This window comes from Mycobacterium sp. (assembly GCF_040509115.1).
In the GTDB taxonomy this organism is placed as follows: domain Bacteria; phylum Actinomycetota; class Actinomycetes; order Mycobacteriales; family Mycobacteriaceae; genus Mycobacterium.
Genome location: NZ_JBEVLO010000332.1, coordinates 1 through 10,923, shown reverse-complemented (window position 1 = coordinate 10,923; position 10,923 = coordinate 1). Strand labels below are relative to the sequence as shown.

At 68.0% G+C, this 10,923-nt stretch carries 11 protein-coding genes and 1 pseudogene; 3 read left to right on the top strand and 9 right to left on the bottom strand.

Annotated elements, in window-relative coordinates; all coding sequences use genetic code 11:
- From ABW137_RS23305 to ABW137_RS23285, 5 genes and pseudogenes are all read right to left on the bottom strand, one after another.
- Positions 1 to 790 (bottom strand): annotated as a pseudogene (locus tag ABW137_RS23305) (sensor histidine kinase); the annotation flags it as partial.
- The gene (locus ABW137_RS23300) at positions 787 to 1,557 is read right to left on the bottom strand and encodes a response regulator transcription factor (RefSeq protein WP_526403820.1); all 771 of its coding nucleotides are present in this window, start codon (positions 1,555 to 1,557) and stop codon (positions 787 to 789) included. The pseudogene ABW137_RS23305 and the gene ABW137_RS23300, both read right to left, overlap by 4 nt.
- Positions 1,558 to 1,629: 72 nt before the next feature.
- Positions 1,630 to 2,514 carry a DUF4097 family beta strand repeat-containing protein gene (locus ABW137_RS23295; RefSeq protein WP_526403819.1) on the bottom strand — a complete coding sequence of 295 codons (885 nt, stop codon included), beginning with the start codon at positions 2,512 to 2,514 and terminating at the stop codon, positions 1,630 to 1,632.
- Positions 2,515 to 2,552: 38 nt separating this feature from the next.
- Positions 2,553 to 3,197 carry a response regulator transcription factor gene (locus ABW137_RS23290; protein WP_526403818.1) on the bottom strand — a complete coding sequence of 215 codons (645 nt, stop codon included), beginning with the start codon at positions 3,195 to 3,197 and terminating at the stop codon, positions 2,553 to 2,555.
- Entirely contained in the window at positions 3,185 to 4,507 is a 1,323-nt protein-coding gene (locus ABW137_RS23285) for a sensor histidine kinase (RefSeq protein ID WP_526403817.1), read from the bottom strand. Before ABW137_RS23285 ends, ABW137_RS23290 begins: the two co-directional genes overlap by 13 nt.
- A gap of 153 nt (positions 4,508 to 4,660) precedes the next feature.
- Here ABW137_RS23285 and ABW137_RS23280 point away from each other — a divergent pair, with 153 nt between their 5' ends.
- From ABW137_RS23280 to ABW137_RS23270, 3 genes are read left to right on the top strand one after another with little or no spacing between them, the layout of a single operon-like run.
- The gene (locus ABW137_RS23280) at positions 4,661 to 5,086 is read left to right on the top strand and encodes a DoxX family protein (RefSeq protein ID WP_526403822.1); all 426 of its coding nucleotides are present in this window, start codon (positions 4,661 to 4,663) and stop codon (positions 5,084 to 5,086) included.
- Positions 5,087 to 5,145: 59 nt separating this feature from the next.
- Complete coding sequence (locus ABW137_RS23275) at positions 5,146 to 6,330, top strand: serine hydrolase domain-containing protein (RefSeq protein ID WP_526403816.1); 1,185 nt, start codon at positions 5,146 to 5,148, stop codon at positions 6,328 to 6,330.
- 60 nt (positions 6,331 to 6,390) lie between these two features.
- Positions 6,391 to 7,272 carry an LLM class flavin-dependent oxidoreductase gene (locus ABW137_RS23270; RefSeq protein ID WP_526403821.1) on the top strand — a complete coding sequence of 294 codons (882 nt, stop codon included), beginning with the start codon at positions 6,391 to 6,393 and terminating at the stop codon, positions 7,270 to 7,272.
- Positions 7,273 to 7,297: 25 nt separating this feature from the next.
- On the opposite strand, the gene ABW137_RS23265 is transcribed toward ABW137_RS23270, so the two are convergent.
- The 4 genes from ABW137_RS23265 to ABW137_RS23250 all read right to left on the bottom strand — a co-directional run.
- Positions 7,298 to 7,729 (bottom strand): hypothetical protein, encoded by a 432-nt coding sequence (locus ABW137_RS23265; protein ID WP_526403815.1) that lies wholly within the window; start codon positions 7,727 to 7,729, stop codon positions 7,298 to 7,300.
- 349 nt (positions 7,730 to 8,078) lie between these two features.
- Positions 8,079 to 8,732, bottom strand: coding sequence for a class II aldolase/adducin family protein (locus tag ABW137_RS23260; protein ID WP_526403814.1), 654 nt, complete (start codon positions 8,730 to 8,732; stop codon positions 8,079 to 8,081).
- Complete coding sequence (locus tag ABW137_RS23255; RefSeq protein WP_526403813.1) at positions 8,729 to 9,766, bottom strand: zinc-dependent alcohol dehydrogenase; 1,038 nt, start codon at positions 9,764 to 9,766, stop codon at positions 8,729 to 8,731. The genes ABW137_RS23260 and ABW137_RS23255 overlap by 4 nt, the downstream gene beginning before the upstream one ends.
- Positions 9,763 to 10,923 (bottom strand): xylulokinase (locus ABW137_RS23250; protein ID WP_526403812.1); only part of this gene is annotated, 1,161 nt, incomplete at its 5' end. The genes ABW137_RS23250 and ABW137_RS23255, both read right to left, overlap by 4 nt.

The window sequence follows — 10,923 nt, the reverse complement described above, 5'->3', positions numbered from 1 at the left end:
TCAGCGCTCCCTCGACGTGGTCGAGCAGCCGATTGAGTGTGTCGCCCACCAGACCGACCTCGGTGCGCGGATCGGTGTGTGCCGCAGGCACCCGTGGCGTGATCTGGTGTTGATCGCGATTCAGGGGCAGCGTGGCGACCTCCGCGGCCGTCGCCGAGACCCTGCTCAGTGGCCGCAGTGCGAATCGCACCACCGCCAATGTGGACAGAGCGGTGACCGCCAGCGCCAGGGCCGTGAGAATCGCGACGATGATGGTCTCCCGCGTCGCAGCTTCGCTGGCAGGCCGCAGTGACGCTGCGGTGATCAACACTTCGCCCTGATCACCGGGTCTGCTCGTCACGCGGTAGGTCCCCAACCCCGGCAGCCACTCGGTGCGCGTCTCGATGCCCGACCATTGCTCTTCGGCGATCTCGGCGATCGCGTCCGCGGGCACCGGCCCGGCGTCACCATCACCGAATAGGGCGGAGTCGACGACCCGTCCATCACGGATCAGGACGACGATGTTGCCGGGTGCCTGTCCGATGAGCATCGTGAGCGGCTTCATGGCGTGGGGTGCGGGCAGCTGACCCGATGGCAGCGGGGAGGTCCTGTACTTGGTCAGCGAGGCACCGAATCCGTCGGCCGCCGCGGCCAGCTGTTTGTCGATGATTCCGGTCACCGACGACCGCAGCGTCAACACCGACATGGTCCCCACCGCGAGCAGCACGATCATCACGACGGCCGAGACGCCGAGCACCAACTGCTTGCGCAGCGGCCAGGTTCGCCACCCGCGGGGCTTCGCGTCGCTCATGCTTCCGGCCGCAAGGTGTAGCCGACACCGCGGACGGTATGAATCATGGGCGGACGACCGGCGTCGATTTTCTTCCGGAGATAGGAGACGTACAAGTCGACGATGCTGGACTTGCCACCGAAGTCGTAATTCCATACCCGGTCCAGGATCTCCTGGCGGCTCACGGCGCGTCGGGCATGCCGCATCAGGTAGCGCAGAAGCTCGAATTCGGTGGAACTCAGGGCGATCTGCTCGCCGGCGCGGGTGACGACTCGACTTGCGCTGTCGAGCTGCAGTTCACCGACCGTGAGCGCTTCATCGGACGCCGGGGTCAGGTACGCCGACCGGCGCAGCAATCCGCGAAGCCGGGCCACCAACTCTTCGAGATTGAAGGGCTTGGTCATGTAGTCGTCGCCGCCCGCCGTCAGCCCGGCCACCCGATCGTGCACCGAGTCGCGCGCGGTGAGGAACAGGATGGGGGTGTATCCCGCCGACTCTCGAAGCCGTTCCAGCACTCCGAGGCCGTCCATGTCGGGGAGCATGATGTCAAGGACGACGACGTCCGGGGTGTTCTCCTGGTACTTGGCCACCGCCTCGGCGGCATCGTGGGCAACGTCGACGTCCCAGCCCTCGTACTTGAGTGCCATCCGGATGAGGTTGGTCAACGCACGTTCGTCGTCGACGAGCAGCGTGCGGATCGGTGACCCGTCTGCCCGGTACATCCTCGGCAACTTGCCGAGGATGGCCTGCCGCGGCGCGGCAGAATCGCTGACCTGACCAGTCGTCATGGTCCCATTGTGCCCAGTCGAGGGCATTTCCCAACGAGACTCATAGACGCCTCACATGTTTGCCTTGGTCCGTTACCGCCGGAAGTCGGTGCCGACCACCACGTTGCCCTCGTTGGATCGCACCGTCACCTCCGCCACCGCCTTGGCGGGATCGGTCGTTTCGGGCACCCGCACGTTGGTCGAGTCACCGGACTGCGCCCTGACGAGGTAGGGACCCCGGTTGGGTAGCACGATCGCGATGTCACCGTCGCGCGTAACGGCATCGATGGTCCGGGGGACATCGGGGCCGAACCCGACGGCAACGTCCCCGTCGAGGGTTTCGGCGTTGAACGACTCGGTGACCGTGATCGGCTTGCGGGCGACGATGTCGCCGTTTTCTGCGTTCACGTCGATGCGGTGTGCGGTCCCGTTGAGCACGACGTTGCCGTCCGAGGTGCGCGCTATCAGCCGGTCGAGTTCGGCGTCCAGTATCAACGTTCCGTCCTCCTGCCTTGCGGTGACCGTGAGTCCCTTGGACAGGGCGGGTGGCAGCGTGACGGTGACCTCGCCCGTGCGACCCCAGTCCATGAAGGCAGGCGAGGTGGGGGTCACCCGAATCCGGGTCCCCTCGGAGTCGGAGGTGACCTGCAGCTGCTGCCTGCCGCCACGCGTGGAGTTCAGCATCCGCAGGTCGACTCTGGGCTCGCTGGCCTTCGGATCGGTCGTCACGCGGACGGTCGAGTCGGCGGCGTCGATCGTCAGTGTGCGCATGTCACCGGGCAGGTCCTTGCTGTCCGTGCTGACGCGTATCGAGTTGATGCCGAGGGCGATCACGACCAGGGCGACCACTGACGTCAAGGTGAGCACCGCCGCGACGACGACCAGGATGACTCGCAGCGCGCCGCGACCACCGGGTGTCAGCGGTGGCGGGGCGGCCGAAGCAGGTGCGGCGGGTGGCGGGGGAGCGAAGGTTGTCATGAGTGAAAACCCTTTCAGTGGTTCAGGAGTCGGGCTTGTCAGGATTCGAGGTAACGCAGGACGGCGAGGACGCGGCGGTTCTCGCTCTCGTCGGGGGTCAGATTCAGCTTGGTGAAGATGGAGGCGATGTGCTTTTCGGCCGAGCCGACCGAGACGTGAAGGGCCGCCGCGATGGCTGAGTTGGCTCTGCCCTCCGCCATCAGTTGCAGGGTTTCGACCTCGCGCGGGGTGAGTGCGTCCAGCGCCGACCGTTGGCGCGATCGGACGAGGATCTGAGACACCACCTCGGGGTCGAGCACGGTGCCTCCGCCGCCCACCGTGGCGACGGCGTCCAGGAACGACGGCACGTCGGCAACGCGGTCCTTGAGCAGGTAGCCGAATCCCTTGGTGTCCGAGGTGATCAGGTCGGCCGCGTAGCGCTCCTCGACGTAGTGCGACAGCACGAGCACCGGTGACTCGGGGTTCTGGCTGCGCAGCAGTGAAGCGGCGCGGATGCCTTCGTCGGTGAAGGTCGGCGGCATCCGGACGTCGAGGATGGCCAGGTCAGGACGGAGCTCGTTGACGATGCGCAGCAGGTCGGTGGCATCGGACACGCCCGCGACCACTTCGTGCCCGGCGTCGATCAGGATGCGTTCGATGCCTGCGCGTAGCAGCGCCGAGTCCTCGGCGATCACGACGCGCATGGCAGCACCGCCGTCACGATGGTGGACCCGGTGGCCGGGCTGGACACCTCGAAGGTGCCCCGCGCGGCGCGGACCCGCTCGTCGAGGCCGCGAAGCCCCGTGGCGTCGTCGGAGTCGGTGGCGAACGCACCGCCGACGCCGTCGTCGAACACCGACACGTGCAGGGCGTTGGTCGTCTCGTCGAACCGGACGGTCACCACGGCCTGGCTTGCCCTCGCGTGTTTGGCGACGTTCGTCAGCGCTTCGGCGACGACGAAGTACGCGACGGATTCGACCTCGTCGGGAAGGCGCCGGGGCAGATACACGTTCAGCGAGGTCGGCACGCCGGAGGTCTCGATGCGCTGGACGACTGACGATAGGGCGGCGTCGAGACCGCGGTCGGCGAGGATGGTCGGGGCGATTCCGCGCACCACGTTGCGCAGCTCGACGAGTGCACTCTTCGCGTCGTCATGCGCTTCGCCGATGAGCTTCTTGGCCTGCGGCAGATCGGTGTCGAGCTTGGTCTGCGCCAGACCGATCGTCATGGCAAGTGACACCAGGCGCGGTTGGACGCTGTCGTGCAGATCGCGTTCGATGCGGTGGCGTTCGGTTTGTGCCGACGACACGGCGCCGCGGCGAGCGTCGCTGAGTGCGTTCACCTCGTGCTTCAGCGCGGCGGTCGGCGACGGCGGCAGTAGCCACTTGTCGATGGCGGCGTCCAGCGCGGGCGCCACGATCACGATGGCGACGGCCGCTATGAGCGCTACTACGGCCAACAGCCATGCCAGCGGCGGCGAGATGAACCACAGTCCGGCCTCGGCGTCGCTCCGGCTGATCGCGGTCGCGGCGGCGGGCCCGAGGAAGGCGAAGGCCAGCAAGGCCAAGGCGAGGCCGGTCGCGAACATGTCGTACGTCAGGCGCAGATAGTGGTGCGCGGCGGCCTTCCAGAACCGGGCGCTGCTGACGTCGAGCCACAATTGGTGAGCCCAACGTTGAAACCCGCTGTAGGGAGACGTCTTTCGTGGTGGCACCGGGATTCCGAAGCCGAAGACGGCCTCGCTGCGGACGCGCTCCACTCGCTCGGCGCCGCGCATGAGGTAGACGAAGACCACGGTGGCGACCAGAAAACCGACGACCGAGGGAATCGAGGAGACGCCGACGATGAGGATGGTCAGCGGTATCCAGAACCACACCATCCCGACGGCGGCGCCCGTCACCATCGACGCGGTAGGCACTACCCCGAGGTGCTGGCGGATGCGCGAGGTGTTCTTCGGGCGGACGGACGGTTCATCGGTCGACGTGACCGGGATGTCGGACGTTACTGCAACCATGCCCATAAACCTAGGGAGTAGTGGCGCCTGCGGGTATGGCGTTTCCCCGAGACCTCCGTGGGGGTTAACCCCCGGCCCGGGTGTGCCGCGATGAGTTTGGGGATCGACGCGGGTCTGCCCGGATGCCATCAGCTCGCAACCCAGGAGAACGCGATGAACGCCACCCCCACCACGCAGACCGTCCTCGAACCGACCGGCCGCGGCCGCCTCGGCCACCGGATCGGCGTCGTGATCAGCGTGCTGGTCGGCGCGTTCCTGGTCGTCGACGCCGCAGGCAAGCTCGCGGGAATCCCTCAGGTGAAGGAAGGGACCGAGGCCCTCGGCTTCCCGGCGGTCCAGGCGTTGGCGATGGGGATCGTGTTGAGCATCTGTGTCGTCGTCTACGCGATCCCCCGGACCGCGGTTCTGGGCGCACTCGGAATCACCGCCTACCTCGGGGGTGCCGTCACCGCCAACATGCGGGTGGAGGCGCCTCTGTTCAGCAACACGTTGTTCGCGGTCTACCTCGGGGTGCTGATGTGGATCGGGCTCGTTCTTCGTCGCCCCGAATTGCTCAAGGTCGTGGGGATCGTCCGTTGAGTCGCGCGCAATCGCCTGTTCCGGCCCGCTCCCAGCGGCGACGATGAAATCATCCGCGAATGCGTGGAGCAGACGTCGGATTCGTTAGAGCCTGCGCGGCGGTGCTCGCCGTTGCCCTGACCGCCGTTCCGTTCACCGGCCGCGTCGCAGCAGCGGAACCAGTCGACCTGATCGCGAGCGTGGACGCCGCCGTCGCAGCCAGACTCGCCGAGATGGGGGCTCCCGGCGCGATCGTCGGCGTGTCGATCCCCGGACAGGTCGACTACCTGAGCGCCGTCGGTGTCAGCGATCTAGCGACGGGTGAGCCCATGTCGGTCGACGATCATTGGCGCATCGGCAGCGTGACCAAGACGCTCACCGGCACCGCGGTGCTCCAGCTGGTCGATCAGGGTCGGATCTCGTTGAGCGACCCCATCTCTCGCTACGTCGACGGGGTGCCCTCCGGTGACGCGATCACCCTGGACCTCCTCGGTCGAATGCGCAGCGGCCTGTTCGACTACGCCGAGGATGACGGCTTCCTGAACCGGGTCTACGCCGAGTCGCCGATCGGACCCGACGCGTTTGCATTGGCTCCGCGCGAGCTTCTCGAAATCGCGTTTGCGCACCTACCGAACTTCGCCCCCGGCGCCCAGTACGAGTACTCCAACACCAACACGGTGCTGCTGGGCCTGGTCGTCGAGAAGGTGACGGGGCAGCCGCTCGGCGACTACCTCGCGCAGAACGTCTATCCGCGAGTCGGCATGACGCAGACCAGCTATCCGCCGAACGGCCTGATGCCGGAACCCCATTCGCACGGATACACTCCGCTGCCGAGTGGTGGGATGGTCGACGCCACGCTGTGGAACCCGACCTGGGGGGACGCCGCGGGACGCATCGTGTCGAACTATCCGGACGTGAAGTCGTGGGCTGCCGCACTCGGCAAGGGCTCGCTGCTGAGCCCGCAGACCCAGGCCGTCCGGCTGCAGACCGCCGAGGTGGTACCCGGCGGGGTCAGTTACGGCTTCGCCGTGTTCGACGCGAACGGCTGGATCGGACACAACGGTGACATCCCTGGTTATACGACCGTGGCGGCGTATCTACCCGCGCGCGATGCGACCCTGGTGGTGTTCGTGAACTCCGATGAGCCGCAAGAGCATGCTGCGGGCCAGCTGGCTACCGTCGTGACCGAGATACTCACTCCGGAACACGTGTACCGACTTGGGGCCGCGCCGCCCACGGCGTCGCCGGATCCCGCCGAGGGCTAACTGGGGCTCCTCGCGCTGGCGGCCGTCGCCGCGTGCCAGAATCCGGTCGTGCGAATCGGAATGACCATGCCAGTGATGGAACCCGACCTCGACGCGGCCACGCTCAAGGCATGGGCGCGCCTCGTCGATGACGGCCCCTTCAGCGCGCTCTGCTGGGGTGAGCGCATCGCGTTCGACAACCCCGACTCGTTGACGCTGCTCGGAGCGCTGTCGGCGTGGACCGATCGGGTGCGCCTGGTGACGACGGTCATCGTCCCCCAGCTGCACCACCCGGTCATGCTGGCCAAGGCGCTGGCCAGTGGCGACCTGCTCAGTGGCGGGCGGCTCACGGTCGGACTCGGGGTCGGCGGTCGCCACGAGGACTACCAGGCGGTCGGCGCCGACACCTCGACGCAGACGATGCGGGGCATGGCCGAGCGAGTCGCGATCATGAAGAGGGTGTGGGCAGGCGAGCTGCTCACCGAATCCGTGCTGCCGGTGGGTCCTCCGCCGGTGCAGTCCGGCGGCCCCCGGCTGCTGGTGGGCACGATCGGTCCCAAGACGCTGCGAAGTGCGGCGACGTGGGCCGACGGGTTGGCGGGCACCACGCTCGATCTCGATCCGGCCAAACAGAACGAGCTGTTCGACGTCGCGCGTGCCGCGTGGGCGGCCGCGGGCAGGCCCGACCCACACCTGGCGACGTCGTTCTGGTTCGCGATCGGCGACGGCGACGAGCCGCGCGCGCAGGTGCATCGGCACTTGCGGCGCTACATGAACTGGATCCCGGCCGAGTACGTCGACGCCATGGCGCCGACCATGGGATGGGCGGGCAGCGAGGGCGAATTAGCCGACGTACTCAGCGGTTTCGCGGCGATCGGCACCGACGAGGTGCATCTCATCCCCACCAGTTCGGACATCGAGCAGCTCCGTCGGGTGGCCGACGTGGTCGGGGACTTCGCCTAACGACGGACGCCCCGATCCGGCTCGATCAGAACGGAAGCTGCGGGGGAGCAGGCAGCTGCGGCGGTCCAATCGCGGGCAACTGGGGCACGCCGATCCCCGGGGCGCCGACGCCGCCGAGGACCACCGGGACGCTCAGACCCGGTAGCGCGATTCCCGGCAGGCCAAGACCAAAGCCCATGTTCACGGGCACGTCCACCTGCACTGGGGACGGAAGGTTGGCAACCGCCTGATTGAGCTGATTGGACAGGGCGGGCGATAGTGCCAGGCCGTCGTCTCCCGTGGCCGACGAAGGCGGTACGTCGCAGGGCGGCGCTTCCTCGTGGACGTCGACAGGGGCGGGCTGAGGACACTTCGACGCCACCGGTTCCGCACCGGCGATGCCGGTCGACAACGACGTGATCGGAAGAGCGGCGGCGCAGACGATCGATGCGCCCACCACGATGCGCTTGAAGTACAAGATCGATCCCCTCGGATGGAAGTGCCTCGATCATAGGCGTTCCCCGCAGTTAGTGCGCCGGGGTCGGGAGACCGCTGCATTCTTGGCGCGATCAGATTGCCACAGGCGTGTGACTAGCTTGTGAGCTGGCACTTCATCGATCATTCCTGTTGCTGAACGCCTGCGAAATCTGGAGAGGGTCGCCGGTTTTCGCTTGGTGGCTACGACCGACGGGCTAGTGCGGACGTTCTCAGGTGGACGAAACTCGTTGACGTCATATTTCAGCAAAGGGAGCACGTCTGCCCGGTCCGCTGCGCGGGCGCCAGGACTCGGATGGAGGCGCGGCGCCCACCAGCCAGGCAAATCTGGGCTAGGTGGACGAGGACTCCTGTCCGTAGCCCGCGAGCCGGCGGCCGACCTCGGCGATCTCCTCGTCGGAGAGCACCCGCACCGGGGCGCCGCTCGCCATCGCTCGCAGCTGCACGTCGCACACGTACTCCAGGTACGCCACCATGCTCAGCACCTTGGGCAGAGCCGCCCCGACCAGGACGGCACCGTGGTTGCCCATCAGGGCGGCCGTGCGGTCGCGCAGCGCCGCGGTGACGTTGTCGGCCAGCTGGGCGGTGCCGAACGTGGCGTACGGCGCCACCCGGACCGGGCCCCCGAAGAGGGCCGAATAGTAGTGCGAGGCAGGCACTTCGTCGACGACGGTCGACAGCGCGGTCGACGCCGGACCGTGGGTGTGCACCACGGCGCTGTGGCTCGTCTCCCGGTACACGGCCAGGTGCAGAGCCAGCTCGCTCGACGGCTGCAACACCGCGTCGACCGGCTGGCCGTCGAGGTCGTGGATGCCCACGTCGCCCGGTGACATCGCCTCGTAGTCGACGCCGCTGGGCGAGATGACGACCAGGTCGTCGACCCGGATCGAGACGTTGCCCGCGGTGCCGACCACAAGGCCCGAGCGGCTCAGGGACAGGCAGGCCTCGACGACCTGCCTGCGTTCGGACTCCAGACGAAGGCTCATGGCTCGAGGATGTACTTCGAACCGCGGCCGGCCGCCATGTCCTCCAGGCTCGGCACCAACTGATCCAGCGGTCGGCGTTCGGTGACCAGCATCGACCCGTCGACCTTGCGGCTTGCCAGCAATTCGACGGCGGTGCGCACGTAGTTCGGGGTGTGGTGGAAGACGCCCTTGAGTGTGTACTCCTCGTAGTGCATCGCACTGGAGTCCACGGAGAACGGCGCGCCCTTGGGCGTGCCGCCGAACAGGACGGCGGTGGCACCCGGGCGCAGCGTGCGCACGGTCTGCTCCCACACCTGCGGGAGTCCGACCGCCTCGATGCCGACATCGGCACCGCGTCCGTGCGGCGTCCGAGACTTGATCAGCGCGACGCGATCCTCGAAGTCCGGCACGTCGGACAGGTCGATGATGTCGACGGCGCCGGCTAACTTGGCCTGCTCGAGGCGCCAGGGGGACTGGTCGACGGAGATGACGTTGGCCCCCCGCAGCGTGGAGAGCCGGACGAACATCAGGCCGATGGGACCCGCGCCGTGGACCACCACGGTGTCGCCCAATTCGATTCCGGTCTCGGCCATTCCGTGCACGACGGTGGCCAGCGGCTCCAGCGGGGCGGCGTCGGCGAACTCGAGGTCGTCGGGCAGCTGGTAGGTGTTGCGCGCGACGATCGCTGCGGGGATCACCACCTCCTCGGCGAACGCACCGTTGAGGAATTCGAGGTTCTCGCACAGACTCTCGCGGTTGCGGACGCAGGCCCAGCAGTACCCGCATGGCACGGTGTTGGCGGCCGTCACGCGGTCGCCAACGGCGAACTGGTCGACGCCGTCACCGACCGCGGTGATGACGCCGGCGAACTCGTGGCCGAAGCGTGCTGGCAAGGTGGGGAACAGCTTTGGGTGCCCGCGCCGGTAGGACTTCAGATCGGTGCCGCACGTGGCGGCGGCCCTGACCTCCACCAGCACCTCGCCCGGCGCAGGTTCGGTGGACGTGACGTCCTCGAACCGTAGGTCCCCCGGCCCGTAGAACATGGCCGCTCTCATCGATGATCTCCTAGCGATAGGTCGTGCAGGTCGTGTAGCAGGTCTCGGGTGTTCGAGTACAGGCGCTCGTAGATCGTGCGCAGGTCGGCATAGGCTGCGGCGGCCCACGGCCGGGGTTCGACGACGGCGTCGGTGGTGGCCAGCGCGGCCGCCGCCTCGGGCAGCGAGGCGTATTCGCCGATGGCGGTCAGCGCGATGGCGGCCGCGCCGAGCGCGCTGACCTCACCGGCGGCGCGGACCTCCAGCGGCCGGTCGAAGACGTCGGCCAGGATCTGCGTCCACAGCGCGCTGCGGGCCCCGCCGCCCATGGCGCGCAGCACCTCGACGCGCTCGCCGCGTGCGGCCTCCAAACCGTCGAGCTGCATCCGCAATTCGAAGGCGATGCCCTCGAGCAGCGACCGGTAGAAGTGCGCGCGGGTGTGGCAGCCCTGCCAGCCCAGCGTCACTCCGGACGCCTGGCTGTCCCAGTGCGGGGTCTGCGCGGCGTTCCAGTAGGGCAGGGTCAGCAACCGTTCACTGCCGACGGGCAGCGCGGCGGCGTCGCGTTCGAGCGCGGGATCCGGCGCGCCGGCCAGGTCCGGGTCGCCGAACTGCTGGCGGAACCACGTCGACAGGTAGGTGCCTGACGAGCTGAACGTCTCGACGGTGGTCTGCCCCGGCATGGCCGAGATCATCGACCGGTAGGCCCGGGCCGGCAAGTACGCGGTGGTCTCGCTGCCGATCACCACGGCGGTGCCCAGGACCAGGTAGGCACTGCCGGGATCGGTGACGCCGAGGCCGATTCCGGCGGTTTGACCGTCGCCGGTGCCGGCGATCACCGCGACGCCGTGGGGGAGGCCCCACCCGTCGGCGACCTCGGGGCGCAGCGGGCCCAGCGACGTGCCGGTGGGCACCAAGTCGGGCAGCTGGTCGCGGCGCACGCCGGCGAGGTCGAGAAGTTCGTCGGCGTAGTCGCCGGTCGCCTGGTCGAGCAGTGCGAGTGGGTCGACCGATGCGGTGCTCGACGTCCAGCGGCCGGTCATGGCGTGCACCAGATAGGTGTGCACGTCGGCGATGTGGGCGCTGCGAGAAAGGGTTTCGGGCTCGTGGTCACGCAGCCAGAGCAGCTTGTAGAGGCCCGGCGTGATGTCTGCTGGCTTGCCGCACAGCAATTCGAC